This is a genomic window from Devosia sp. ZW T5_3 (assembly GCF_044987315.1).
Taxonomy (GTDB): Bacteria; Pseudomonadota; Alphaproteobacteria; order Rhizobiales; family Devosiaceae; genus Devosia.
Genome location: NZ_JBJDRE010000002.1, coordinates 1 through 25865 on the forward strand (window position 1 = coordinate 1; position 25865 = coordinate 25865).

Genomic DNA, 25865 nt, shown 5'->3' on the forward strand with positions numbered 1-25865 from the left:
CTATGCAAATTCCAGCGGCGCGGCGGGTCTATCCATGCAGGACGCAAGGCGCCCGCAGGTGATCGCCGGGTTCGGCTATTCGCGGCTGCAGCGGCAATTGCTGCCCGACTTCCGCATCAGCGGCGCCCCCACCAGCGTTCGTGCCGCCACAGAGCGCAGTCCCGCTTGCACCTGTCGCAACAACAACGCCCCAGCAACCCGCCATAGTGGCGCAACCCCAGGGCCAGGTCCCGCCGCCCCAGGTGTCTCCACCAGCCGTAGCCAACCTGTTACCAATCTCATCCCCCACGCCAACCATCCAGCAAGCGCCAACCACCCTCGTGGCTCCCACGGTGCCCGCGCCTGCCATAGCCCCAGTCACTGCCAAGCCCACGCCGCGGCCAGCCATCTCGTCGCCCGCGACCAACGCGCCAATTCCCGCCAGCCCGGTACTACAGCCCCCAACCACCCCCCAGGCCGCATTGGTGCAGATGGTCCAGACCTCCGCTCAACGGCAGGGCAGCGTGGCCGCACTCACTGCTGCCGTGGCTGCAATCGCCGGGAAAGTCGCGCTGCCGGAATCCGTGGCGCGGGCCGCGCAACAGGTGCTGGCTGGGCGGCTGTCTTTAAACGCATCGCTCGACGGTGCAACCTTGCAAAAAGCCGTCCTCAGCTCCGGCATCTTTCAGGAAAGCGCCTTGGCTGCGGGCCGCGTGCCGGACCAGACCGACATGAAATCGGCGCTGTTGACTCTGCGCCAGACGCTGACCAATTGGCTGGGGCAACAGGCGGCGCCCATCGCGGCGGCAATGATGGCGCCGCCGGTTCGTGGCGGTGTATTGCGGGCCCGCTCGGCGCATGAACCGTCTGGCATCGATCCGGCCGCCACGCCGGAAGAAGCCGGCAAAATGCTGCTGGAACGCACCGATGCAGCCTTGTCCCGCATGCGCTTGCATCAGCATGCGTCGCTACCTGATCCCACTGGTAAGCCGGGTGGGGACTGGAGCCTTGATTTGCCGGTGCTGATCGGCAACCACCAGACCCTGCTGCAAATGCAGATCCACCGCGACGGCAAGGGCAATGCCGAGCAGGATGGCGAGCGCGGCTGGCAAATGCGCTTCGCCCTCAATCTGCCAGCGCTTGGCGAAGTGGGCGCGCATGTCTCGTTGCGGGGTGAAGCCACCGGCGTCATGCTCTGGGCCAGTGAGCCCGAAACCGCCGCCATGCTGGAAAGTGAATTACCGCAATTGCGGGGCGCCCTTGCGGCCACTGGCCTGCAGCCTGGCGCCATCATCGTGCGTCGGGGCGAGCCTTCCGCCGCGCCAGCGCCATCCGGCCATTTCCTGGATGCCCAGACGTGAGCGAGGACATCAAACCGCGCGCCCTGGCCGTCGCGCTGCAATATGAAAAGGGCACGAGCGATGCTCCGCGCGTCATCGCCAAGGGCAGGGGATTGGTGGCCGAGCGCATCATCGCCATGGCGCAAGAGCATGGCGTGGTCATCGAAGCCAATCCGATGCTTGCCGAAGCCCTGAGCGGGGTCGAACTTGATGAAACCATCCCGATCGAGCTCTATGAATCGATCGCTGTGGTGATCGGCTATGTCCTGCGCCTTAGCGCCAAGAAATAGCCCCGCAATCCAATGGATCGCGGGGCCAAAGTCTCAGATCGGAAACGGTGCTGTTACTGAACGCCGAGCATTTGCTTGGTGGCCTGCTCAGCCATGTCGGCAGCCTGCTTGATCTGCTCTTCGGACAGGCCCTGGGCCTTGCCGGCGTCTTCAGCAGCCTTGCGGGCAGCGGCGATGGTTTCGTTCTTCTGTTCGGGAGTCATGCTGGCAGCCTGGGCCTGCACGGCCTGCATGGCCTGCTCGGGCGTCATCGTGGCGGCACCGGCAGCGGGAGCTGCGGGTGCTGCTGCGGGAGCGGCAGCCGGCGCAGCGGCGGGAGCCGCAGCAGGGGCAGCGGCCGGCGCGGCCGCAGGTGCCGTGGTCTCGGTCGTGGCCGCAGGTGCGTCCGGAGTCTTCGGATCACTGCATGCGGCCAGCGCAAACATGGAAAGAGCGGCCAGCGGCAGCAGGAACTTTGAATTCATCGACAATCTCCCATAAATTTTATGATGTTAGGTCTATAGATCACCGCTTCGTTACCGCACGAAGCTGGACGAAATTCGGTCAACTTTGCGGCATCTTCGCGGCAGCTTGAATTCTTTGCATAGATCGTAGTTTCCGCGCGGTTGCAACATCGGATGGTGTTTCCCATTTCCTTGTTACGACGAGATGTCAGGGAGCCCGACAATGCTGAATCAGCAGGAACGCGACGCCATAGACGACCTGTTCGACCGAATCGAAGCCGCGGCCCGCAAAAGCCCGCCGCGCGAGGCCGAGGCGGAGGCCTTGATCCAGCAGCGCCTGCGCGACTATCCGCCATCCCCCTATTACATGGCGCAGACCATCCTGGTTCAGGAACAAGCCCTACGTGCGGCGCGCGAGCGCATCGAGGAACTGGAAGCTCAACAGCAACCGAGCGGGGGATTTCTCGGTGGTCTATTTGGTGGCGATGAACCCGCTCGGCCGAGCCGGCGGGCGCGCGGTCCCTGGGATCAGGGCGGCGACAGGGATGTTGGTCGCGGGCAGGGTGGCGGCTTTCTGGCCGGCGCGGCGCAGACGGCGCTGGGCGTGACGGGTGGTCTGCTGCTCGGCTCGGCAATTGCTGGCATGCTGGGCGGCGACGCCAACGCATCCGAATATCAAGCCGACCAGCCGCTGGAGGCTACGCCGGACGAAACGGACGCCGGTGATGGCGATTTCAGCGGCGACGACGATTTCGATCTGGGCGGCGACTTCTAGGCTAAGCCGGCGGCTAGTACTTCTCGTAGAACTCGTTGCCGCCAGCTTCGAGTACGTAGTGCATATTGTTGTACGGGAAGCGCAGGCCGGCAGTATGGAAATGCTGCGCATTCTGCACGCCGGGATGCCGCGCGCCACGCAGCACCTGATCGGCAACCTGCGAGGCCAGCACGGCCCCGCTATCGGTCATCTTCTTGGTCAAGACGCCTTGGGCGAACTGGTTTTTCTGCCCCACCACGCCACAGACCGATTTGGGATAGCGGGCATCCTGCAGACGGTTCATCACCACGGTGCCCACTGCCAGCATGCCTTCAGAGCTTGAGCGGTTGGATTCGAAATACATTGCCCGCATCAGGCATTCTTTTTCGCTGAGCTGGGCCATACCGAAATTAAGACCGAGGAAGCTACAGCCCCCCAGACTGGTCGCGACGACAGCCAAAGCGGCGACGCGCATAAGCGCCTTCGACGTAAAGTGCATGGGTCATCTCCGGTCTGTTGCATTGGTGCAAGTTTGACCGAAAATGACTCTGTACGATTAAGGAAACGGTGACTGGCACGGTTAGCAAAACGCTAACGTTACTAATCGCGCCGGAAAACCAGCGCCGAGATGAGCGCGATCGTGCCCAAAGCGATGATAACAGGCACGGGATTTTCCTGTACGGCCCGCGTGGCGACGCCCGCCTGGCGGCCGACCTGCTTAGCCACGACGCGGCCCTGGTGACGCACTTCGTTGGCCAGGGCCACCGCGTTGTGCTGCACGTCATGCATCCGGTGCCCGCCGTAATCGCCGACAGCGTCGGCTATGGTCGAGATTTCCTTGCGTAGCGCGGCGATCTGCTGGATGAGGTTGTCGGAGATGTCGTCGCCGGCCTCTTCAATCTGTTTGATAGCCCGTCGTGCTGAAGTTGCCATAATGACGCTCCCATGGTTTTCGTTGCCCCCGATCAACTCGGCCTCGCGCCAATGGTTCCGGTAGCAGGACAAATGGGCCGCATTGGCGAATTGCCGAAATTGCGCTACGGGCCTTGGAAAGTCAGATTGAAACACCAGCTATAGTTTGACGCCAAGCCAATAAGGGATAGCCATGCGCAGCAAGAGCCACGCCCGTCTCAACCGGCAATTCGACAAGATACAACGCCGTGCGCCCGGCTTCGCCGCCGGTTGGCTCGAGCGCGTCCGCCGCCCCGAAGCCCGCTGGATTCGTATTCCGCTCGGCTTCCTGCTGGTCCTTGGCGGTATATTCAGCTTCCTGCCGGTCCTGGGCCTTTGGATGCTGCCGCTGGGCCTATTGCTCCTGGCGCTCGACCTGGTCTTCCTGCAGGGACCGGTCAACCACGCCATCGTTCGCGGCACCCGCAAATGGTCCACTTGGCGCCGCGCCCGCCGCGACAAGAAGGCGCAGACCGGAAGCTAGTAGGGCCTTTGGCCGTATGCCGCTTCGACCGTATCGACGGCGGCGGCCAGCTTTTCGTCGATGATATGCAGATATTGCGTCCAGTCGGCCAAGTGGTTCAGTTCTGCCACGCCGTCGGAAATGCCGCGCAACGCCAGCAAAGGCACGTCAAAGCTCTGGCAGGCTCGCAGGATGGCATAGGTCTCCATATCCACCATGTCGGCTTCGATAGCATCGTAAGCAGCACCTGAAACGACGTTGGCGCCGGTCGAAAGGCTGGCGCCTTTTAGCCCGTCGACCAGCGGAAGCAGCGGCAAGACCGGTGGCAGATCGAGCAGCGGCGTCTGGCCTTTGGCAAAACCCAGTGCCGAGGCATCCATGTCGCGGTAGCTCACCGAATAGGCCTGGTAGACTTCGCATTGCTCCAGCGTGCGAGAACCCGCAGATCCCAGTGAAACAACCAAGCCAGGCAAGCTGCCCGCCGCTTTGGCCTCCGCCAGCGCCCGTGTCACCACGATTGCAGCCTCGACCGGACCAATCCCCGTCATCAGCGGCGTGATGCGTGCGCGCAGGTGGGGGCCGTATTCGGCCGGGGCGGCCATGACGTAGAGAATCGACATGGCCGCAAACTAGCACGCAACAGATTGGCGTTACCGCTTCGGTAACGCCGGCATGACAAAGTGATGACACCTATGGCGGCGATCATGCCGTTCGTGTTCGTATTGAGTTCCAAAAGTGCGTTTCGCAGTCGTCGAGAACAGTAGTGATCCCGTCTCCGTCGAAGACGTAGAGGCCGAAGCCAGGCGCCGCCTGCGTTACCTCAAGCTCGATCAGTGGCGTACGCGCGAATTCATCACCGGGCGACCCATGCCCGAGGTCATCCAGCACCTCGCCCAGCAGATCGATCTGGCGTCACGCGCGATTTCGCGCATGTCGCCGATCCCGCCCGATTTTTACGACGACGTCTATTGGCCCCGCATGTGGGAAGTCGAATTTAGCCCGACATAAGCCGCCGCCTGGCTTAGTCAGCTGGGTCTTTACGCGGCGCATCCTTGAGCTTGTCGATCAGATAGGCGTGGGTCGCCTTGTTGGCGACGATGACGCAGCCGGTCTTTTCGTAGAATTCCGGCCCGCGCCCCCACCAATCGGTGACAATGCCGCCGGCTTCCTGCACCAGCAGCACGCCGACTGCCCAATCGACCAGGCCCGATTCCTCGTAATAGCCGGTCAGCCGGCCCAGCGCGACATAAGCGCAGGAATTGGCGGAGCTGCCGACAATACGCACCGAGCTGATCGGATCGCGGATCTGTTCGAGCCGCTGATAGAAGCCGGGGAAGGTGAACAGGCGCGACGTCGCAAGGCCCGTGCCGACATTCATCAGGCCGATATCGCTCTGCTCGCTGACCTTGAGTTTCTCGCCATTCATGAAGGCACCTTCGCCCTTGATCGCGGTGAACATCTCGTCGGACACCGGATTGTAGAGCGCGCCGCAGACCGTCTCATTGCCACGCCGTAGGGCAATCGAGATGGTGTAATGCATGCCATTGATGAAATTGGTTGTGCCATCGATAGGGTCGACCAGCCAGCGATATTCGGGGTCCGTGCCCGTCACCGGGGCAAATTCCTCGCCGGTAAAGCTCCAGTTCGGGTAGCGCTCGAACAGGAATTTGCGGATGAGCTTTTCCGATTCCATATCGGCTTCGGAGACAAAGTCCGCCGGTCCCTTGATGCCGATTTCGAGGTCGCGGAAGCGTTTGAAATAACCCAGCGTCAGCTCGCCTGCCTGGCGGGCAACGGCGACCATATCGGCGAGTACGGCATCGTAGGACTGCATATCTATCTCCAGGCCCTATGGGCCAAATTATCCGGCAACCAGGGCCGCAAGGCCCTCGGGATCGTCCGTGGTGATCTGATCTACCTTCAGCGCCAGCAGCCGCTCGACCGCAACGCGGGAATCCGCATTCGCCGCCTTGATCGTATAGGCATCAATGCGGCGGCCATGCGCATGGAAGGCCGCGACGATATCGAAACCCTGCCGGTCGGCCTCAAGCACCAGCGGATAGGCCAGGTAAATCATCTCGGCATTGGGCGAGGCCGCTATGGCATCAGCCACAAAGCCGGTGAAGTCTCGCGAGATGGCCAGACGCTCCAGCGCCCCATCATGGCAAGGATCATACCCGATCCGCAGCCCATCCACGCCCGCACTCAGCAACCGCACCGAGTCAGCATCCCCCGATGACAGGATCATGTAGCGAGCCACTGGGCCAACACTGTCCTTGAACGTCTTTATCGCCCGCGCATCAAGAACGCGGGCATCCTCTTTATAGTCCAACTGCAACAACGCATCAGGATGCGCGCCTTCCTTGGCCAGCAGCGCCGCCAGATCCTCCAGCAGCATCACCTTCTGCTCAAGCGGCTTGCCAACCTCATCGCGCAGATGGAACGTCCGCAATTGCGCGGCACTCAGTTCGGCCACCTTGCCCGTGCCGGTGGTTTCCCGCTCGACGCTCAAGTCATGCAGCACGGCATAGCCCCGGTCGGCATGGATGACGAGATCAACCTCGACACTGGCCCCCAGCCGCATGCCTTCGAGAATCCTCTCACCGGTAAAGGCCGGATCGCCAGCACGGCGGCGGCCACGATGCCATTTTAGCCAGGTCTTGTGGCCATTGCGTTCGATAGTGATGGGATCGGTCATATCAGCTGCGATGAATGAGGGCGTGGTCACGGTAAGCGGCGACTGCGCGCGGCGTCAGTGTGACGGATTGCCCGGTCTTGAACAGATCGGGATGCGCAACCGACGCCTTGAGGCGCGTGGTATCCGGCAGTTCCAGATCGACCAGCCCATGGGTGCCATAATCGGTCACCCGATGCACCTTGGCCTGGCCATTCTCGGCAACAGCCGTAAGGTCCAATGCTTCCGGGCGGATCGCCAGGATTGCCGGGCCATCGGCCACCGGCAGCGGAAAACTGAAACCAGCGCGATTGAAAACGCCATTGGAAACAGTGCCTTCCAACAGGTTCATCGTGCCGATAAACCCGGCCACAAACGGCGTCTTCGGCTCGCGATAAACCACGTCCGGCCGATCAGCCTGCTCGATCTTGCCATCGCGCATCACCACGACCCGGTCGGCCATCGATAGCGCTTCATCCTGCCCATGCGTCACGAACAGCGTCGTAATCTTGAGCCGCTGCTGAATATCGCGCACTTCCTCACGCAGCCGCTCGCGCAGATGCTGGTCAAGGCTGGCAAAGGGTTCATCCAGCAACAGGATCTTGGGCTCAAGCACCAGCGACCGCGCCAGCGCCACGCGCTGCTGCTGCCCGCCCGAAAGCTGGGTGACGGACCGCGTGCCATAGCCGCCCAGCCCAACCAGCTCCAGCACGCCTTCCACCCGCCGCTTGATCTCATCGGCCGGCAGGCGGCGCAGCTTGAGCCCGAAGGCGAGGTTCTTGAACACGTTCATATGCGTCCACAGCGCGTGGCTCTGGAACACCATGCCGGTCGGCCGCTTTTCCGGCGGCAGATGGGTGATCTCCTGCCCATCAATGGTGATCAGCCCGCTCGAGGGCTGCTCAAAGCCGCCCACCATGCGGAGCAGGGTGGATTTGCCGGAGCCGGACGGCCCCAAAAGGCAAACCAACTCGCCATCGGCGACATCGAGGGAGAAGGAATCCACGGCGCGCGTCGTGCTGAACACCTTGGAGACATCGGAAATATTGAGAACGGACATGAGACTTCCTAGCCGCCGAAACCGCGGGCAAACGATCCCGAATTGACCACGCGGCGCGCGAACAGCAGGGCAATGAAACTGGGCACCCAGAGCAACACCGAGAGCACGGCGCCATATTGGATGACCGGCTGGTTGTTGATGAACGAAATCATCAGCACCGGCAGGGTACGCACTTGCGGCGCGCCGATCAGCCAGGCGCCCTCGGTTTCGTAAAAGGTGCCGACGAAGGAGAGCAGGATCGCCGCCGCGATGGTCGGGCCAGCCTGGGGCAGGGTGATCGACCAGAACACCCGGAATGGCGAGGCCCCGACATCGCGCGCCGCTTCCTCCATGCGCCGGTCAACCGCCTGGAAGGCGGCGACCGGAATCCAGATCATGAACAGCAGCGTGCCCACGAGCTGGATCAGCACCACGCCCCAGAACGTGCCGATGAGGTTGAGCTGCAAAAAGATGCCGGCAATGGCGACGAGCAGGCCGAATTTGGGAAAGGCGTGCCCGGCGAGGAACGAGAAGAACAGCAGGTTCCGCCCCGGAAAATCCAGCCGCGCAAAGGCATAGGCGGCCGGCAGGCAGATGAGGGCGGACAGGAACGTCACCGTCGCCGCCAGCGTCAGGCTGGTGGTGATCGAGCTCCACACGTCGGCTCGGGCCAGCGTCTGGTTCCAGAATTTGAGGCCGAATTCCTGCGGGATGACGGAAGGATAGCGCCACACATTGGTAAAGGCCCAGGTCCCCACCACGATAAGCGGGAAGACGATGACCAGCGTCAGCACGACGGCAAAGACAATGCCGGTCCAGTCCCATTTCGGACGAGCGAGAGTGGCGGCCATCAGGTCGTCCTGTTCTTGGCGACGGAGCGCACATAAAAGAGCCCGAACACGATGCAGAACCCGAAGGTCACAACCGCCTGGGTGATGGCAGTGCGCGGCTCGAACAATTCGCGGAAGGTGCGCTGCATGAACGGCCCCATCATTTCCGGCGCCGCCGGCCCCAGCACATAGGGCAGGGTGAAGGCCGAGAAAATGCCGAGCACGGCGAATGAAATGGCCACCAGAATGGAATTGGAAATGCGCGGCAGGATGATGTGCCAGAGCACGGCAAAGCGCCCCGCGCCGACATCCCGCGCCGCCTCGATGGACTGGTTGGACACCGCGCCCAGCCCCGACAGCAGGATCAGCACGGTCAGCGGAATATTGTCCCAGACCAAGCCGATGACCGGACCCCAGGGGGTGAGGTAGGGCGTGCGGATTTTTGGCAGGTTCACTGCATTAAGCAGCAGATCGACAGTGCCATTGGGGCCGAGCACGCGGATAAAGGCGAAGCTCAAAATGATCGAGGGCACGAACATCGGGAAGATGGCGAGGCCCTGCACATAGGCCGACACGCGGCTATTGGAAAAGCGCAGATACAGCGCGATCGGCAGGCAGACGATCAGCAGCAGAATGGCGCAAACGCCGGTTGTCCATAGCGTCAGCGACAGGTTTGACAGGCTATAGCCGTCGGAAAAGAAGAAGCGATAGGTGTCGACGGAAAAGGCGCTGCCTTCCGGAGTCTTGACCCAGAGCGTGGTAATGACAGCCGAAATGATCGGCCAGATCACCAGCCAGATCACCATCAGCACGGGAATAGCGACGAGCAAGAGGCCAATTGGCCTCTTGCGAGTTGCGGGCGCGGCAGCGATCGGGCCGGAGGTGACCGCTGTCACGAATTGGGATCCACGTTCGGAGCAACAGCACGATACCAGCCATCATTGACGGCCTTTTCCCAATCACCGCCCGGGAAGAACGGGATCGAGCTTGGAATGATATCCTTGAACTTCTCGCGCAGGTCGGCCGAGACATAGTCCCAGGACACGCCGGGGAAACCGCCCAGTTCGGTCAGCACAGCCGACTGGATTTCTTCGCTGAGCACGAAATCGGACAGCTTGAGCGCCGCTTCCTTGTTCACGCCGTTGCTGAGAACGGCGATCTTGGTGAAACCGCCCGGCAGGCCCAGATCGGAGAGCTGAACCAGACCTGTGGTTTCCGGCAGCACGCCCTGCGAAATGGCTGAAAGGGCCTGATCGGACCAGGTCGGGATCATGGTCACGGCCGACTGGCCGAGCAGCTGCAGCGACTGGGTATTGCCCGAAGTATAGGCGCCGCCATCGAACAAGGACGGGGCCAGGTCCTTCAGGATATCCCAAGCCGGGTTCAGCATGGCATCGCCGGTTTCCTGGGTGTAATTGTCGACGGTGAACTTGCTCGGGTCCTTGCCGTTCGCCTCGAAAATCGCGCGGCGCACGAAATTGCCGCCCGAGCCGCCCTTGTTGGGACGGTTATAGATGAACTGGCCGGGGTTCGCCTTGATCCAGGCGACCAGGTCCGGCCAGGTCTTGGGCACATTGGCCGGATCGAGCTTGGTGGTGTCATAGGCCAGCAAAACCTGCGAGCCACGATAGGGCAGGTTGGTCGGCGTATCGAAAGCCAGCGGATTGATCTTGGAATAGTTGGAAAGGCCGGCTTTTTCGAAATCGACATAGAGGCCCTTGGCAATACCATCGACCGTCACGCGGGTGTCGAAACCCTCGAAGATATCAGCCTGCGGATCGGCGCCAGAGGCCAGAGCCGCCAGGGCGCGGTCGCCGATCGCAGCGACACCGGCGCCATCGCCACCATCGACCAGGTTCAGCGTCAGGCCGGGATTTGCAGCCTCGAACTTCGGCTTCACCACATTGGTCCAGAAGTCGAGCACGTTCTGATCCGAGCTGGTGTACCAGTCGATCGTGCCCTCGGCACCGAACGACATGCGGGGCAGCATAAGGGCGCCAGCGGCAGTGCCGGCAGCGAGCATGAAATCACGCCGTTTCATCGTTGTTGTCTCCCAAAGTCCGTTTTCGAACGGATGTTCCACTCGACGGTTTGTTCCGCCCGCAGATTTCATCGGTCTTGTGCCAATGCTGGAAGCAAGACTAACTATTCATTGCGAGCGTGTGCAAGCGGAAACCCGCTACCGGACACAACGTCTCGGCGGCCGCGTTGTAATCATAACTTTGCGACGGTCTTGTAACAGCCTGCCACTCGGCCGTTCGGAAGGGCAGGAGTGGCGTGGTGCGAGTGCGGAGTCCCACTGCACGCGTGCTCGATTTTGCGGCAAAACGGGCTATATGGCGCCCCCTCACGCTCCGCGTTATTCGAACGCATCATCCGTATCGCTGTCACAATGAAACGGGCATTCCGTTCTTGTGGATAACTTTTAACCCTGCCGCGCTACCAGCAAATTGAAGTTGGGATCGCCGAACTTGCCGAAGAGGCGCATCCACATCGGCACCAGTTCCTCCATGGCGCGACACGCTTCGAGATCCCCCAGATCAAGGATCGAGCGCCAGCCGAACGCGCGCAGCAAGGTCTCGACCTCCGCCCGGGCGCCCGCATCATTGCCCGCGAGAAAGACGCTATGGTCCGCGCCCAGGCTGTCGGGATCCACCATGAGATGGGCGCTGACGCTGTTGAGTGTCTTGACCAGCCGTACCGCCGGAAAGGCTGCCTGCAGCGCTTGGCCGAGCGGCGCGGCAATGGGGCCGTCGACAGCCGCTTCGTAATTGCCGATATCGACGAGAATTTTGCCGTCGAGTGCGCAGCCCGTCAGGGAGGCAATGGCATGCTCGCCGGGCAGGGCATTGACGATCCACTCGCCGTGCTCGGCGGCTTCCTGGTGGCTCGCGACCCTGATGCCGGTTTCAGCACCGACGCGGCTCGCCTTGCCGCCCTCCGGCGATCGGGAGCCAAAGACGACATCATGTCCCAGCGCCTGCAGCTTGCCGCCAATAGTTGTACCGACCTGTCCGGTTCCCATCACGCCAAATTTCATCGCTCGACCTCCTATTGCGAGTGGTGAGGTTAGCGCGATGTTGCGCCGGCGGAAACAGGCTCGCAGTTCACGAAGCGGTCCTTGCCAGATAGCTAAAAACGCATCGAATTGTGTAATCCGATAGTGACCCAAAACCGCTACAACACAGCTGCAACCGGGCAGAGGCCATGACACCCACTCCCAAGATCGAGCGTCGCAAAGTGCCGCGTCAGGCCGCCAAGGTCGAAACCACCCTGGTGCATGAGGATGGCATTGTCCGCAAAACCGGCACGATCCGGAATATTTCGCCGGAGGGCGCCAAGCTGTCCTTCGCCTCAACCGAGGATATCCCCGACGCAGCCTATATCCTGATCCCCGATCGCCACCAGATCGAACCTTATCGCGTAGTCTGGCGCAGTGAAGACGAGGTCGGTCTGGCCTTCACCGCCGTCGAGCCGGCCAAACCGGGCAAGCCCTGATCGCGGTAGCGCTTGCCTTCTGAGGCCGCTTCCCCTATATCGCCCCTGCGTTTGACTGCGTGTCAGCGCGATTTCACACACGAGACAGGCTTTTCGGGAAACTGAAGAACCATCCGGTGGCGGGAGACCGTCGCAATGTTTCGTGGAGGCATCAACCGGTAAACAAGGAGCAGCCATCATGGCACTGCCCGATTTTTCTATGCGTCAACTGCTCGAAGCAGGCGTTCACTTTGGTCACCAGAAGCATCGCTGGAACCCGAAGATGGAACGCTATATTTTCGGCGTTCGCAACGATATCCACATTCTCGACCTGAGCCAGACCGTGCCGGCCCTGAGCCGCGCGCTGCAGCTGATCTCGGACACCGTTGCTGACGGCGGCCGCGTGCTGTTCGTTGGCACCAAGCGCCAGGCCGCTCCCCTGGTGGCCGATGCTGCCAAGCAGTCGGCTCAGTACTATGTCAACTCGCGTTGGCTCGGCGGCACGCTGACCAACTGGCAGACCATCTCGAACTCGATCTCGCGTCTGCGCGAACTCGAGTCGCTGAGCGAAGACGAACTCGCGCTGCGCACCAAGAAGGAACGCCTGATGATGAGCCGCGAGCAGGAACGCCTTGAGCGCGACCTGGGCGGTATCAAGGACATGGGCAACCTGCCGTCCTTGCTGTTCGTCATCGACACCAACAAGGAAGCCAACGCGATCAAGGAAGCCCGTCGTCTGGGTATTCCGGTCGTGGCCATCGTCGACACCAATTGCGATCCCGACACCGTCGATTACCCGATCCCGGGCAATGACGACGCATCGCGCGCTCTCGAGCTCTATGTGTCGCTGGTCTCCAAGGCTGCGATCGACGGCATCGGCCGCTCGTCGTCGGCTCTCGGCGCGGATCTGGGTGCTTCCGAGCGCGCTCCGGCCGAAGACCTGCCGGCCGACGAAGCAAGTGTCAACTAAGTCGGCTAAATCCGATTTCGTTTTGATCTGAAATATGCGGCCCCGCGAGGGGCCGCCAAGAGGTGTACCCATGGAAATCACAGCAGCACTGGTTAAGCAGCTCCGTGACGCGACCGGCGTCGGCATGATGGACTGCAAGAAGGCCCTGGCCGAAACCAATGGCGACATGGAAGCAGCAGTCGATTGGCTGCGCACGCGCGGCCTGGCCAAGGCTGCCAAGAAGGCTGACCGCGTTGCCGCCGAAGGTCTGGTTGGCGTCGCCACCAATGGCACCACCGCGGCTGCCGTCGAAGTCAATTCCGAGACCGACTTCGTTGCGCTCAACCAGCAGTTCCAGTCGATCGTGAGCAATGTTGCCAAGCTGGCGCTCGACGCCGATGGCGACGTGGTCAAGCTCGGCGAAATGCCGTTCCCCGGTTCGGGCCATTCGGTTTCGGCCGAATTGACCGAAGCCATCGCCAAGATCGGCGAGAACATGAACCTGCGCCGCACGCAGACCGTTTCAGTCACCGATGGCGTGGTGGAAAGCTATGTGCATAACGCGGTCAAGCCGGGCCTCGGCAAGATCGCCATCCTGGTGGCTCTCGAGTCGACCGGCGACAAGGCTGCCCTGTCGGCTCTCGGCAAGCAGCTCGCCATGCACATTGCTGCCGCCCAGCCGCAGGCCATTGCCCCCGAAGAACTGGACCAGGATGTGGTCGCTCGCGAGCGCGCCATCATTCTTGAGCAGGTCAAGGAATCGGGCAAGTCCGCCGAGATCGCTGAAAAGATGGTCGAAGGCCGCATGCGCAAGTATTTCGAGGAAGTCACCTTGCTGTCGCAGGTGTTCGTCGTCGATGGCGAAACCAAGGTCGCTGACGTGCTCAAGAACGCCGAGAAGGATGTCGGCGCTCCGATCAAGCTGACCAAGTTCGTGCGTTTCGCACTGGGCGAAGGCATCGAGAAGGTCGAAACCGACTTTGCCGCCGAAGTCGCCGCTACTGCCGGCGTCAAGTAAGCCACTTGCGGATGGGCCTTCGGGCCCGTCCGCTGCTCTCCGTACGGCCATGATTTGGCCGGGGATTGAGCGCAGAAACCTCGCCTAGCTACAATTTGCACAGGTTCGGCGCTTCCCCTTGGCAGCGCGATTGCCTAGTGTCGCGCGGGTGCTGCCGGATTCGGTGCCCCAAAACAATTTTTCTTGAAGGGGTTCGCCGATGGCGCCTGCCTACAAACGCATTCTGCTCAAGGTCTCGGGCGAAGCGCTGGCGGGGGATAATTCCTTCGGTATCGAACCACCCTTTTTGCAGGCCATCGCCAAGCAGATCGCCGATGTCGCTAATACGGGCGTGCAGATCGGCGTCGTGGTCGGCGGCGGCAATATCTTCCGCGGCATGGCAGGCGCGGCCGACGGCACCGACCGGGTGACGGCGGACCTGATGGGGATGCTCGGCACCATGATCAACGCGCTGGCGCTGTCCAATGCGATTTCCCGCCAGGGCATCAAATCCAAAGCGTTCAGCGCCGTGACGATGCCCAATGTGGCCGACACCTTTACCGCTCGCGCCGCCAAATCGGCGCTCGAAGATGGTTTTGTGGTGGTGCTGGGTGGCGGTATCGGCAACCCATTCTTTACGACTGACACCGCCTCGACGTTGCGCGCCATCGAACTCGAATGCGATGTCGTGCTCAAGGGCACCAAGGTCGACGGGGTCTATACCGAAGACCCGATGAAGAACCCCGACGCGCGCCGCTATGACACCGTCAGCTATGACGAAGTCATCGGGAAAAACCTCAAGGTTATGGATACGGCGGCTTTCGCGCTTGCCCGCGACAATTCCATGCCGATAATCGTATATGCGCTCGACGATCCGGGCGGGCTGACCGGTGTGCTTGCCGGCAAGACCCGCAGCACCCTGGTCAGCGCATCGAACTAGACGAGAAGGACTTTAGCCATGGCCGTCAGCTACGACCTGAGCGAACTCAAAAATCGCATGCAGAAATCCATTACCTCGCTGCGCGAGGAACTGGCCGGACTGCGCACGGGCCGCGCCAGCGCGAGCCTGCTGGAGCCGGTAACGGTGGAAGCCTATGGTTCGCGCATGCCGCTCAACCAGGTGGCTACCGTGACGGTGCCGGAGCCGCGCATGCTCAGCGTGCAGGTGTGGGATCGCTCCATGGCCAATGCCGTGGAAAAGGCGATCCGCGATAGCGGCCTGGGGCTCAACCCGATGGGGGAGGGGCAGATTATTCGTGTGCCGCTGCCCGAACTCAATGAAGAGCGCCGGCGTGACCTGACCAAGGTTGCCCACAATTACGCCGAACAGGCCCGCGTGGCGGTACGTCATATCCGCCGCGATGGCATGGACATTCTCAAAAAGGCCGAAAAAGACGGCGATATGAGCCAGGACGATGCCCGTGTGCAGTCCGACCTGGTGCAGAAGGCGACCGATGCGGCTGTGGCCGAAATCGATAGTGTCGTCGCTGCCAAGGAACAGGAAATCATGCAGGTCTAAGCTTGCGCCCACTGCGCCAGGAGAGCGTGGATGTCCATCGACCCCGCCAGCATTGCCGAACTCGCTCCGCCTGCGTCGCTGCGCATTCCGGCGCATATCGGCGTGATTATGGACGGCAATGGCCGCTGGGCGAAAGCGCGCGGCAAGCGCCGCACCGAGGGGCATATCGAGGGCGTCAAGGCGCTGCGCAATCTCGTCGAGTTGTGCATCAATTACGGCGTGGCAAACCTCACCGTATTCAGTTTCTCGTCGGAAAACTGGACACGGCCCAAGGATGAGATTGTTTTCATCTTCAATCTGTTGCGCCGCTTTGTTGCATCGGATTTGCAACGGCTGATCCGCAACAATGTGCAGGTGCGGATCATCGGCTCGCGCGACGGGCTCGAGCCCTCCCTGATCCGGCTGATCGACGATGTCGAGGCCAAGACGGCTGCCAATACCGGGCTCCTGCTGATCGTCGCCTTCAACTATGGCGGCAAGGCCGAAATCGTCGACGCGACACGGCGGATTGCCGCCGAAGTCGCAGCCGGCCGGCTGGCGCCATCGGACATAACCGAGGCCACAATCGAAGCGGCGCTCTATACCACCGGCATTCCGCATCCCGACGTGATCGTCCGCACCAGCGGCGAGCAGCGCATTTCCAATTTCCTGCTCTGGCAGGCAGCCTATTCGGAATTCGTCTTCGTGGATGAGTACTGGCCCGATTTTGACGAGGCCACATTCCTTCGTGTGCTGGAGATTTTCTCCCAGCGCGTCAGGCGCTTCGGCGGTATCGAGGCGGCATCACCTTGACCAATCCAGGCGATTCCTCGTCAGAACCTTCTGCCAATCGCCGCCGTTTGTGGTCCGATCTCGGGCCACGTCTCGCCTCCGCTGCCGTTCTGATTGCCTTGACCGCCACCGCGCTTTATCTGGGCGGCTATGTGTTTTCGGCCGTGGTCGGCGGGGTATTTGGCGGCGTCTATCGCGAATGGGAAACCATGGTGTCGCGGGCGCCACTGACGCCCGGCGGCATGGCGCTGATCGGGCTGGTGGCGCTGTCCGGCGTGGTTTTCCCGCTATTCGGGCCGCTGGGCAGCATGGCCGTTATCGCCGTGGCTTGTGTGGTCGCGTTGGCCATGCGGGGCGAGGGCATCTGGTGGCGGGTGCTGGGGCTGGTGATTTTCGGCTCCATCATCATTGCGGCCCTGATGATGCGGGGCACCACGATCCACGGCGTCTGGGCTGGCCTCTATCTCGGCACGGTGGTGTGGATGACTGATTCTGCAGCCTTTTTTACCGGCAGGCAGATCGGCGGAGAAAAACTCGCGCCCGATATCTCGCCGTCCAAGACGTGGTCGGGCGCACTCGGCGGGTTGGCGCTGGGAACCGGGGCAGGGCTGTTGCTATGGATTGTCATCACCGATTCCCCATGGTGGATCGGCCTCGTGCTGTCGGCCTCGATCAGCGTTCTTGGGCAGTTGGGCGATCTGGGCGAAAGCGCAATCAAACGTCATTTCCGCATCAAGGATAGCGGCGATATCATTCCGGGTCATGGCGGCCTGATGGACCGGCTCGATAGCCTCACATTTGGCGTCTTGCTGGTTTTGATCGTGGGCGGCCTGCATGGCGGCTTTGACGCCGTGGCCCAGGGCCTGCTCTACTGGTGATGACCCGGCCGCCAAGGTGGCCGGATCGATAAGGAACGACATGTTCGACTTCGCCTTCTGGTTGCTTTCCTACGTCATTCCGTTCCTGGCGGTGCTTACCGTCATCGTGTTCGTGCACGAGATGGGGCATTACCTGGTGGCGCGCTGGAATGGCGTGGCGATCCAGACCTTTTCCGTCGGCTTCGGCCCGGAACTGATCGGCTGGGACGACAAGCATGGCACACGCTGGCGGATTTCCGCAATTCCGCTCGGGGGTTACGTGCGGTTCGTCGGGGATATGAATGCTGCCAGCGTGCCGGACAATGATGCGCTGGCCAACATTGATCCCGAACTCGCGCCGCGGCTGTTCGCCAACAAGAATGTGTGGCAGCGCATCGCCGTAGTGGCTGCCGGCCCCATCGCCAACGTCATCCTCACCTTTGTCATTCTCTACGTCCTGCTGCTCGGCTATGGCCGCTACACCATTCCCCCGGTGATCGGGGAAGTAGTGGCGGCCTCGGTTGCCGAGGCGGCGGGGCTGGAAGCGGGTGACACTGTCGTGTCGGTCGACGGCTACGCCGTGCATGGCTTCGACGATTTCCAGCGCTTTATCGCCACCGCACCGCAGCGGCCAGTCAGCATCGTCATCGAGCGCGATGGCGCCGACCAGACCATTGAGCTGACGCCCGAAGCCGTCGAGGTGCAGGATCGCTTCGGGAACAACCAGCGGATCGGCCGCATCGGGGTGAGTCGGAATGTCGATCAGGCCGATGTGAGCCTCTATCGGCCCGGTCCAATCGAGGCGATTGGCATGACGGTGGAAGAAATTCGCTTCATCGTGCAGCGCACCGGCGCCTTCCTAGGCGATTTTTTCGTCGGCCGCGGCGATGTCGAACAATTGGGTGGCCCGGTCAAAGTCGCCAAGGTTTCCGGGGAAGTGGCGACGCTCGGCATCATCGCGCTGATCAATCTGACAGCCTTGTTGTCGCTTAATATCGGAATCTTCAACCTTTTACCCGTACCCATGCTCGACGGCGGGCACTTATTGTACTATCTCGTCGAAGCCGTGCGAGGGCGTCCGCTCAGCATGAAAGTTCAGGAAATAGGGTTCCGTTTCGGGTTTGCCCTGGTCCTGGCTCTCATGGTGTTCACGCTCTTTAACGACACCCTGTTTGCCTATCTGAGAACTCTGGGTTAGCCTTTGGTTAACCTTGGTTCGCAAGGTGTTGCAGGAATACAAGTGCACCAATCATTTGCTAACCGCGTCGAGGCTTCCGCCTTGCCGTTGGTTAAAAAGACGGTAAAACGGTGTAATGGAGTTTGCTTGGGGGAGCGCTGTGCATGGCGAGCCCTTGGGCCTGGTCGCAGAAGGCAATAAAAATATGATCCACCCCACCAAGCTGATGCGCGGCGCTTTCTTGGCGCTGGCAATCCTGGGCGCTGCCCCGCTGGCAGGTTCTGGTGTTCCGCTTCTTGGCGTTGTCTCTGCTCACGCCCAGCAACAACAGCTTGTTGGCTCGGTATTGTTCGAGGGAAACCGCCGTTTCTCCGACAAGCAGCTGCTCACCATGGTGGACATGTCCACTTCGGGCATCTTCTCCCAGCAGCGCCTCGCAGCCGATACTGAAAGCATCCGTCAGGCCTATGATCGCGATGGCTTCCGCGGCGTGTCGGTTACGGCGCGCACCGAAGTTATTCCGGATGGCCGCGTCCGCGTGACCTTCGTGGTCAATGAGGGCGATCGCGCCGGCATCGCGGCAATCAATTTCACCGGGAACAATGCGTTCAATTCCGGCAATCTCAAGGGCGCGATGCTCACCAAGGAAACCGGCTTCCTGAGCTGGCTTTTCAAGGATGACAGCTATGACGAGCAGAAGCTCGCCGTCGACCGTGAGCGCATTCGCCTCTATTACGCCAATCGCGGCTATCCCGACACGCAGGTGACTTCGGTCGGTGAGTTCGATGCCTCGCGCAATGCCTACTTCATCAACTTCACCATCAATGAAGGCCAGAAGTACACCTTCGGCAATGTCGGCATCGAGACCAGCATTGATGGCCTCAACACCAATGCGCTGACCGGTTCGGTCGATACCCGTGAGGGTGGCGGCTACTCGGTTACCGATCTGCAGAAGACCATCGAGGACATGTCCTACGAGGCCACGTCGCAGGGTTATGCCTTTGCCGACGTCCGTGCTCGTCTCGACCGCGATGTCACCAATGGCCGCTTCAACGTCACCTACCTGGTGGACGAGGGTGCTCGCATCTATGTCGAGCGCATCAACATCACCGGCAACACCAAGACCCGCGACTTCGTGATCCGTCGCGAACTGGAATTCGGTGAAGGCGACCCCTTCAACCGCTCCATGGTGATCCGTGGCCGCAAGAACATCGAAGCACTCGGCTTCTTCTCCGCCGTGCAGCTCTCGACCGCTCCTGGCTCTGCCGCCGACAAGGTCGTGCTGAACATTGCCGTGACCGAACAGTCGACGGGTGAATACGGCGCGACGGCCGGTTACTCGACTTCGGAAGGCATTCTGGGCGAAATCTCGCTGACAGAACGCAACTTCCTGGGTCGTGGCCAGTATCTGCGCGCTGCAATCGGCGCGTCGGAATCGGGTCGTACCTTCGACTTCTCGTTCACCGAGCCCCGCTTCATGGGCCTCAAGGTTGCTGCCGGCGTCGATGCGTATCACCGCATCACCGACGAATCCTCGCGCAACTATTATGGCGTCCAGGCGACCGGCGGCCAGCTGCGTGCCAGCATGCCGATCATGGGCGACCTGTCGGCGACGGTGTTCGCTGGTGCCGAGCGCAAGCTGATCTCCGATACGGACGGCACCTACAAGTCGCTGCTGCTCAATGATGGCGATGAGTTCTACAAGGCATTCGTTGGCTATACGCTGACCTGGAATGGCCTGGACGACACCAAGAAGCCGACGAGCGGTCTCTATGCGACCTTTACTCAGCAATATATCGGCTGGGATCACAACCTGCTCAAGAGCGAAGCTCGTGCCCGCTACTTCGTGCCTCTGCTTGACGACAGCGGCATCGTTGCCAGCGTCAGGGGCCAGGCTGGCGTGATCAACGACTTCAGCGACAATGGCGTCAATGTCGTCGAAGCTTTCCTGCCTGGTTCGCAGCTGATCCGTGGCTTTGAAAGCCGTGGTCTGGGTCCGCGCATCGTGGGTGACCAATATCTGGGCGCCACCATGTATGCTGGCCTGTCTGCTGAAATCCAGTTCCCGATCCCGGTTCTGCCGGAGACCTATGGTCTGTCGGGTGCAATCTGGGCTGATGCTGCCTGGATCGATGATGGCAGCCTGCCGAATACGAATGGCAATGCGGTTGATCCGGAGAGCATTGACTCGCCGTGGCGGACTTCGATCGGCGCCTCGCTGATCTGGGACTCGCCGTTCGGCCCGCTGCGTGGCGACTTCGCCCACGTGCTGAACAAGTCGACCGACGACCGCACCCAGCTGTTCCAGCTGACCCTGCAGACTCTGCTGTAGGCTAAAGTGCAGTGACTCAGTTATTGAGCCGCGGGGCGGTAGCGCCGCGGCTCAATCTTTTTAAGTGACATCATGGTCGATACCCGATTTCATCGTTTTGCCGGAACGGCCACGCTTGGCGCGATCCTGACTGCGGTGGGCCGCAGTGAATTGCTGCCCTCCCAGCGGGCCAACCCGGCAATATCGGGTGTCGCCGAGCTGGATCTTGCCGCTTCGGGCGATCTCGCGCTGGCCGCCCACGCCAGTTACACCGAGGCACTCCGTAAGACCTCGGCAGGCGCCGTTATAGTCTTGCCGGCACTGCGCGATGCCGTTCCGGCCGGCAGCGTGGCGATTGTCACCGACAAGCCCCATCACCTGTTCGCCGATATTCTCGATCAGCTCTATCCGTCCAACACGCGCTCCATCATTTCGGCCGGCCGGGACGATCTTGGCGCACCGATCTTTGAGCGCGATGTGACGCTGGGCTCCAATGTGGTGATTGGCGCCGGGGTCGAGATCGGTCGCGGCACGATCATCGGCGCCAATACGGTCATCGGTGCCGGCGTCACCATCGGCCGCAATTGCATTATCGCGGCCAATTGCACCATCGATTGTGCCCATATCGGCAATGACGTCGTCATCCAGTCCGGCGTGCGCATCGGTACCGAAGGGTTTGGCTGGCTGGATTTCGGCATCAGCAACCGCAAGCTGCCGCAATTGGGCCGGGTCCTGCTTCAGGACCGCGTTGAAGTGGGCGCCAATTCTACCATCGATCGCGGTGCGCTGGGCGACACCATGGTTGGTGAAGGCACCAAGATCGATAATCTGGTCCAGATCGGTCATAACTGCCGGATTGGCCGCAATTGCATCATCGCGGCAATGAGCGGGCTGGCGGGTTCGACCATTATTGGCGACAGCGTCCTGATGGGCGGCGGCGCCGGTACCTCCGGCCATCTGACGATCGGGTCTGGCTCGGTGGTCCACGGCCGGGCAGCCGTCACCAAGGACTGGCCCGCAGGATCGAAACTTGCCGGAGCTCCGGCGCAGGATATAAGAGATTTCTGGCGCGAGATCGCCACCATGCGCAAACTGACAAAAGGGGACAAGCGGGGATGACCGACAGCGCGATAGAGGGTACTGAGCTGGCGGCGATGGACATTGCCGAAATCCTCAGGAGCCTGCCTCACCGCTATCCGTTCCTGATGATCGACAAGATTATCAAGATCGACGGTGATGAGACGGCCGTGGGCATCAAGAACGTCACGTTCAACGAACCCATCTTCCAAGGCCATTTTCCCGAAAATCCGATTTTCCCCGGTGTGCTGATCATCGAGGGCATGGCACAGACTGCGGGCGCGATCGTGATCAAGCACGATGCTGGCGGCGGCAAGAAGAACATCGTCTTGATGCTGGGCGTCGACAAGGCCAAGTTCCGTAAACCGGCAGGCCCCGGCGACGTCATCGAATTCCATATCGCCAAGATCCAGCGCCGACGTAATGTCGGGCGCTACCAAGCCAAGGCCATCGTCGAAGGCACCGTTATCGCGGAGGCGGAGATCACTGCCATGATCATCGAGGCAACACCGTGAGCGATGCCGCAATTCACCCGACGGCAATTGTCGGGCAGCACGCGCGCATCGGCAAAGGCGTCAAGATCGGTCCCTATTGCATCGTGGGGGACAAGGTCATCCTGCACGACAATGTGGAACTGGTGTCCCATGTCGTCATCGATGGCAATACGGAGGTCGGCGCTGGCTCGCGTATATTTCCGTTTGCCTCGGTCGGCCTGCAGCCGCAGGATCTCAAATATCACGGCGAGAATTCGCGCCTGGTGATCGGCGAGCGCTGCACGATCCGCGAGGGTGCGACCCTCAATCCGGGCACCGAAGGCGGCGGCATGCTGACCAAGATCGGCAATGACTGCCTGATCATGGCCAGCGCCCATGTCGCGCATGACGCCATCATCGGCAACAATGTCATCATGGCCAATTATGTGGGCATTGCCGGGCACTGCCAGGTTGGTGACAATGTTATCTTCGGCGGCAATTGCGTGGTGCATCAATTCACCCGCGTTGGCGCGCACGCCTTTATCGGCGCCCATTCCATGGTCGATGGCGACGTGATCCCCTATGGCATGGCGGTCGGCAACCGCGCGGTGCTGACGGGGCTCAATCTCGTTGGCCTCAAGCGGCGTAAGTTCGATCGCGAAGAAATCCACAAGCTGCGCGCGGCCTATCGCATGATTTTCGCCAGCGAGGGCACGTTGCGCGAGCGCGTCGAGGATGCGGCCGAATTGTTCAAGGGCAATGCCCTGGTGCAGGACGTCGTCGCGTTCATCGCCGCCGCGTCGGATCGCCCGATCCTGTTGCCACGCAATGGTCCCACGCTCGATTAGGCGCCAGCAGCGGAGCGCCGCATGACATTGCCCATGGCCAGGCCGCTCAAGCTGTTCGTGCTGGCCGGCGAACCCTCCGGCGACAGGATTGCCGCCGACCTGGTCCGCCGCCTGCGCGAGCGAGTGGCGCTCGACCTGAGCGGTGTCGGCGGCGATGAGCTGATCGGGCAGGGGCTGCGCTCACAGTTTCCGATGAGCAATTTGTCGGTCATGGGCGTCACGGATGTGTTGCTGCGCCTGCCGCTGTTGTTGTGGCGGATCGAGCAGACGGCGCGGGTGATCCGCTCGACCCAGCCCGATATCGTCGTGCTGTTCGACGCCCAGGATTTCTCCGCGCTGCTGGCGCGGCGGCTGCGCGCCATGAAATATACCGGGCCGATCCTACTCTATGTAGCGCCCTCGGTCTGGGCGCGTTCGCCCGGACGCGCGGCCAAGCTCACGCCGCTGTTCAATGAAGTGCTGGCCGTTTTGCCCTTCGAGCCCGAAGTGATGGCCCGACTGGGCGGGCCGCCAACGGCCTATGTTGGCCATCCGGCTTTGCGCGAGCGGCTGCAGCAACGCGATGCCGTGGAAGCGGGACCATTGGTCTTGCTCCCGGGCAGCCGGGATGGCGAGTTGCGGCGGCATTTGCCGCTATTCCGGCAGGTCGCCGCAGAAGTGGCAAATCACCCCGCGGTGACCGGCTTTGTTATCCCAACCCTGCCGATTCTGGCCGAGCGGCTGCGCCGCGAAGTGGCGGATTGGCCCGTGCCGGTCACCGTGATTGCCGAACGCTCCGAGCGAGCCGCGCTGTACCAGCGGGCGGTTCTGGCACTGGCCGTTTCCGGCACGGCGACGCTGGAACTGGCCTTGGCGGGTGTGCCGATGGTCATCAGCTATGTCATGGACGGACATCAGGCTCGGGTCTACGAGAAGATCAACCGGCCGATGGTCGGCCTGCCCAATATCGTGCTCAAGCGAGCGGCGGCGCCAGAACTGGTCCTGTCGCAACCGGACGCCACGGTGCTGACCGGAGCGGTGCGCAACCTGCTCGACGACAAGGCAGCCCGCCAGGCCCAGATCGCCGCTTTTGGCGAGCTGTCAGACCTGATGGAACATGGCGAACCTGAATCCCCGCGTCAGGACCCTGCAGATCGGGTCCTTGCCTGGTGGCGAGGCTAACGCTTAACTGCGAATAGTGCTCATTCATGAAAACGGCCCCATCCTCGAACAAGGATGGGGCCGCAGACTTGTAGAGGTAAACGCCTAGCGCGTTGCGACGGGCGTGAAGTCGCGAGCTGGCGAGCCATTGTAGAGCTGGCGCGGGCGGCCGATTTTCTTCTGCGGGTCGGCGATCATTTCCTTCCACTGCGAAATCCAGCCGACGGTGCGCGCGACGGCGAACAGCACGGTGAACATCGAGGTGGGGAAGCCGATGGCCTCCAGGATGACGCCGGAATAGAAATCGACGTTCGGATAGAGCTTGCGATCGATGAAATAGGGATCCTCGAGCGCGATCTTTTCGAGCTCCTGGGCCACCTGCAACGTCGGGTTATTGTGCACGCCCAGAATGTCGAGCACTTCCTTGGCGGTCGCCTGCATCACCGTGGCACGCGGGTCGAAGTTCTTGTAGACGCGGTGACCAAAACCCATCAGGCGGAACGGATCGTTCTTGTCCTTGGCACGCGCGATGAATTCGGGGATGCGGTCGACAGTGCCGATTTCCTTGAGCATGTTGAGCGCGGCTTCGTTGGCGCCGCCATGCGCCGGACCCCACAGGCAGGCGACGCCGGCGGCGATACAGGCAAAGGGATTGGCATCGGACGAGCCGGAGAGGCGCACGGTCGAGGTCGAGGCATTCTGCTCGTGATCGGCATGGAGCGTGAAAATCAGGTCCATGGCGCGGGCGATGCGCGGATCGACCTTGTATTCCTCGGCCGGCACGGCAAAGCACATATGCAGGAAATTGGCCGCGTAATCGAGATCGTTACGCGGATAAACGAAGGGCTGACCGATCGAATATTTGTAGGCCATGGCGGCGATCGTCGGCATCTTGGCGATCATGCGGATCGAGGCGATTTCGCGCTGCTGCGGATCGTTGATGTCGGTGGAGTCGTGATAGAACGCGGCCATGGCGCCGACCACGCCGGTCATGACGGCCATCGGGTGAGCGTCGCGCCGGAAGCCACGGTAGAAATAGTGCATCTGTTCATGCACCATGGTGTGGCGGGTCACCAGCTCTTCGAATTCGGCCATCTGGGCCTTGCTGGGCAGTTCGCCGTAAAGCAGCAGGTAGCAGACTTCGAGGTAGTTGCTCTTGGCAGCGAGCTGGTCGATCGGGTAGCCGCGGTAGAGCAATTCGCCCTTGTCGCCGTCGATATAGGTGATCGCGCTGTCACAGGCTGCGGTCGAGGTAAAGCCGGGATCGTAGGTGAACAGCCCGGTTTTGGCGTACAAAGATCGGATGTCGATTACTTCAGGCCCAACGGATCCGGCCAGTACCGGAAATTCGTAAGTCTGGTCCCCGATGACGAGTTTGGCGACTTTATCGGTCATTCAGCTCTCCTCGTTGGCCGCGCGCCCGAAGGGAAGGAATTTCGGTTGGGCTGGGCCGGCAAATCTGCGTAGCAGCATGCGGGAGAGGTATCAGTTTTCGCCCCCGCGATG

General features: G+C 61.5%; 30 protein-coding genes. 18 read left to right on the top strand and 12 right to left on the bottom strand.

From position 1 onward, the window contains the following. Positions 1-470: 470 nt before the first annotated feature. On the top strand, positions 471-1340 hold the full coding sequence (locus ACI3KW_RS02500; protein ID WP_404846794.1) for a flagellar hook-length control protein FliK: 870 nt from the start codon (positions 471-473) through the stop codon (positions 1338-1340). Continuing rightward, the gene (locus ACI3KW_RS02505; RefSeq protein WP_404846795.1) at positions 1337-1609 is read left to right on the top strand and encodes an EscU/YscU/HrcU family type III secretion system export apparatus switch protein; all 273 of its coding nucleotides are present in this window, start codon (positions 1337-1339) and stop codon (positions 1607-1609) included. The genes ACI3KW_RS02500 and ACI3KW_RS02505 overlap by 4 nt, the downstream gene beginning before the upstream one ends. A gap of 53 nt (positions 1610-1662) precedes the next feature. On the opposite strand, the gene ACI3KW_RS02510 is transcribed toward ACI3KW_RS02505, so the two are convergent. Next, positions 1663-2073, bottom strand: a complete 411-nt coding sequence (locus ACI3KW_RS02510; RefSeq protein WP_404846796.1) for a hypothetical protein — start codon at positions 2071-2073, stop codon at positions 1663-1665. Between the two features lie 202 nt (positions 2074-2275). Here ACI3KW_RS02510 and ACI3KW_RS02515 point away from each other — a divergent pair, with 202 nt between their 5' ends. After that, positions 2276-2827 carry a DUF2076 domain-containing protein gene (locus tag ACI3KW_RS02515; RefSeq protein ID WP_404846797.1) on the top strand — a complete coding sequence of 184 codons (552 nt, stop codon included), beginning with the start codon at positions 2276-2278 and terminating at the stop codon, positions 2825-2827. 13 nt (positions 2828-2840) lie between these two features. On the opposite strand, the gene ACI3KW_RS02520 is transcribed toward ACI3KW_RS02515, so the two are convergent. Both ACI3KW_RS02520 and ACI3KW_RS02525 read right to left on the bottom strand, forming a co-directional pair. Further along, positions 2841-3305, bottom strand: coding sequence for a cell wall hydrolase (locus tag ACI3KW_RS02520; protein WP_404846798.1), 465 nt, complete (start codon positions 3303-3305; stop codon positions 2841-2843). A 101-nt stretch (positions 3306-3406) separates the two neighbouring features. Continuing rightward, on the bottom strand, positions 3407-3739 hold the full coding sequence (locus tag ACI3KW_RS02525) for a hypothetical protein (RefSeq protein WP_404846799.1): 333 nt from the start codon (positions 3737-3739) through the stop codon (positions 3407-3409). 172 nt (positions 3740-3911) lie between these two features. On the opposite strand from ACI3KW_RS02525, the gene ACI3KW_RS02530 reads away from it, so the two are divergent. Continuing rightward, positions 3912-4241, top strand: a complete 330-nt coding sequence (locus tag ACI3KW_RS02530; protein WP_404846800.1) for a hypothetical protein — start codon at positions 3912-3914, stop codon at positions 4239-4241. Here the strand turns inward: ACI3KW_RS02530 and ACI3KW_RS02535 are convergent. Beyond that, positions 4238-4840, bottom strand: a complete 603-nt coding sequence (locus tag ACI3KW_RS02535) for a 5'-methylthioadenosine/S-adenosylhomocysteine nucleosidase (protein ID WP_404846801.1) — start codon at positions 4838-4840, stop codon at positions 4238-4240. The genes ACI3KW_RS02530 and ACI3KW_RS02535 overlap by 4 nt on opposite strands. A gap of 115 nt (positions 4841-4955) precedes the next feature. Here ACI3KW_RS02535 and ACI3KW_RS02540 point away from each other — a divergent pair, with 115 nt between their 5' ends. Continuing rightward, on the top strand, positions 4956-5228 hold the full coding sequence (locus tag ACI3KW_RS02540; protein ID WP_113120689.1) for a hypothetical protein: 273 nt from the start codon (positions 4956-4958) through the stop codon (positions 5226-5228). 13 nt (positions 5229-5241) lie between these two features. Here the strand turns inward: ACI3KW_RS02540 and ACI3KW_RS02545 are convergent, their stop codons facing one another. From ACI3KW_RS02545 to ACI3KW_RS02575, 7 genes are all read right to left on the bottom strand, one after another. Beyond that, entirely contained in the window at positions 5242-6054 is an 813-nt protein-coding gene (locus ACI3KW_RS02545; RefSeq protein ID WP_404846802.1) for an inositol monophosphatase family protein, read from the bottom strand. A gap of 27 nt (positions 6055-6081) precedes the next feature. Further along, on the bottom strand, positions 6082-6918 hold the full coding sequence (locus ACI3KW_RS02550; protein ID WP_404846803.1) for a glycerophosphodiester phosphodiesterase: 837 nt from the start codon (positions 6916-6918) through the stop codon (positions 6082-6084). A 1-nt stretch (position 6919) separates the two neighbouring features. Further along, complete coding sequence (locus ACI3KW_RS02555) at positions 6920-7954, bottom strand: ABC transporter ATP-binding protein (protein WP_404846804.1); 1035 nt, start codon at positions 7952-7954, stop codon at positions 6920-6922. 8 nt (positions 7955-7962) lie between these two features. Further along, positions 7963-8784, bottom strand: coding sequence for an ABC transporter permease (locus ACI3KW_RS02560; protein WP_262168094.1), 822 nt, complete (start codon positions 8782-8784; stop codon positions 7963-7965). Continuing rightward, on the bottom strand, positions 8784-9569 hold the full coding sequence (locus ACI3KW_RS02565; protein ID WP_113120745.1) for an ABC transporter permease subunit: 786 nt from the start codon (positions 9567-9569) through the stop codon (positions 8784-8786). Before ACI3KW_RS02565 ends, ACI3KW_RS02560 begins: the two co-directional genes overlap by 1 nt. Positions 9570-9655: 86 nt before the next feature. Continuing rightward, on the bottom strand, positions 9656-10804 hold the full coding sequence (locus tag ACI3KW_RS02570; protein WP_404846805.1) for an extracellular solute-binding protein: 1149 nt from the start codon (positions 10802-10804) through the stop codon (positions 9656-9658). A gap of 384 nt (positions 10805-11188) precedes the next feature. Next, positions 11189-11803: an NADPH-dependent F420 reductase gene (locus ACI3KW_RS02575; protein ID WP_404846806.1), complete on the bottom strand. Its 615-nt coding sequence runs from the start codon at positions 11801-11803 to the stop codon at positions 11189-11191. Between the two features lie 167 nt (positions 11804-11970). Between ACI3KW_RS02575 and ACI3KW_RS02580 the strand changes: the two genes are divergently transcribed. The 13 genes from ACI3KW_RS02580 (at position 11971) to ACI3KW_RS02640 (ending at position 24380) form a co-directional block, all read left to right on the top strand. Beyond that, entirely contained in the window at positions 11971-12261 is a 291-nt protein-coding gene (locus ACI3KW_RS02580; protein ID WP_113120682.1) for a PilZ domain-containing protein, read from the top strand. Positions 12262-12439: 178 nt separating this feature from the next. Then, positions 12440-13210 carry a 30S ribosomal protein S2 gene (gene rpsB / locus ACI3KW_RS02585; protein ID WP_113120681.1) on the top strand — a complete coding sequence of 257 codons (771 nt, stop codon included), beginning with the start codon at positions 12440-12442 and terminating at the stop codon, positions 13208-13210. 70 nt (positions 13211-13280) lie between these two features. After that, positions 13281-14207: a translation elongation factor Ts gene (gene tsf / locus ACI3KW_RS02590; RefSeq protein WP_262168082.1), complete on the top strand. Its 927-nt coding sequence runs from the start codon at positions 13281-13283 to the stop codon at positions 14205-14207. Positions 14208-14406: 199 nt separating this feature from the next. After that, on the top strand, positions 14407-15126 hold the full coding sequence (gene pyrH, locus ACI3KW_RS02595; RefSeq protein WP_262168080.1) for a UMP kinase: 720 nt from the start codon (positions 14407-14409) through the stop codon (positions 15124-15126). An 18-nt stretch (positions 15127-15144) separates the two neighbouring features. Then, positions 15145-15705, top strand: coding sequence for a ribosome recycling factor (gene frr / locus ACI3KW_RS02600; RefSeq protein ID WP_113120678.1), 561 nt, complete (start codon positions 15145-15147; stop codon positions 15703-15705). Between the two features lie 30 nt (positions 15706-15735). Further along, positions 15736-16497: an isoprenyl transferase gene (locus ACI3KW_RS02605; RefSeq protein WP_404846807.1), complete on the top strand. Its 762-nt coding sequence runs from the start codon at positions 15736-15738 to the stop codon at positions 16495-16497. Further along, positions 16494-17354 (top strand): phosphatidate cytidylyltransferase, encoded by an 861-nt coding sequence (locus ACI3KW_RS02610; protein WP_404846808.1) that lies wholly within the window; start codon positions 16494-16496, stop codon positions 17352-17354. The genes ACI3KW_RS02605 and ACI3KW_RS02610 overlap by 4 nt, the downstream gene beginning before the upstream one ends. A 40-nt stretch (positions 17355-17394) precedes the next feature. Then, complete coding sequence (rseP, locus tag ACI3KW_RS02615) at positions 17395-18531, top strand: RIP metalloprotease RseP (RefSeq protein WP_404846809.1); 1137 nt, start codon at positions 17395-17397, stop codon at positions 18529-18531. Positions 18532-18715: 184 nt separating this feature from the next. Then, on the top strand, positions 18716-20842 hold the full coding sequence (gene bamA, locus ACI3KW_RS02620) for an outer membrane protein assembly factor BamA (RefSeq protein ID WP_162740106.1): 2127 nt from the start codon (positions 18716-18718) through the stop codon (positions 20840-20842). Positions 20843-20914: 72 nt separating this feature from the next. Continuing rightward, positions 20915-21940: a UDP-3-O-(3-hydroxymyristoyl)glucosamine N-acyltransferase gene (gene lpxD / locus ACI3KW_RS02625; protein WP_404846810.1), complete on the top strand. Its 1026-nt coding sequence runs from the start codon at positions 20915-20917 to the stop codon at positions 21938-21940. Continuing rightward, positions 21937-22413 (top strand): 3-hydroxyacyl-ACP dehydratase FabZ, encoded by a 477-nt coding sequence (gene fabZ / locus ACI3KW_RS02630; protein WP_262168069.1) that lies wholly within the window; start codon positions 21937-21939, stop codon positions 22411-22413. Before lpxD ends, fabZ begins: the two co-directional genes overlap by 4 nt. Further along, complete coding sequence (lpxA, locus tag ACI3KW_RS02635; protein WP_113120672.1) at positions 22410-23219, top strand: acyl-ACP--UDP-N-acetylglucosamine O-acyltransferase; 810 nt, start codon at positions 22410-22412, stop codon at positions 23217-23219. The genes fabZ and lpxA overlap by 4 nt, the downstream gene beginning before the upstream one ends. A 21-nt stretch (positions 23220-23240) precedes the next feature. Beyond that, positions 23241-24380, top strand: coding sequence for a lipid-A-disaccharide synthase (locus ACI3KW_RS02640; RefSeq protein ID WP_404846811.1), 1140 nt, complete (start codon positions 23241-23243; stop codon positions 24378-24380). An 84-nt stretch (positions 24381-24464) separates the two neighbouring features. Here ACI3KW_RS02640 and gltA read toward each other — a convergent pair whose 3' ends face one another. Beyond that, complete coding sequence (gltA, locus tag ACI3KW_RS02645; RefSeq protein ID WP_404846812.1) at positions 24465-25754, bottom strand: citrate synthase; 1290 nt, start codon at positions 25752-25754, stop codon at positions 24465-24467. Between the last annotated feature and the right edge of the window lie 111 nt (positions 25755-25865).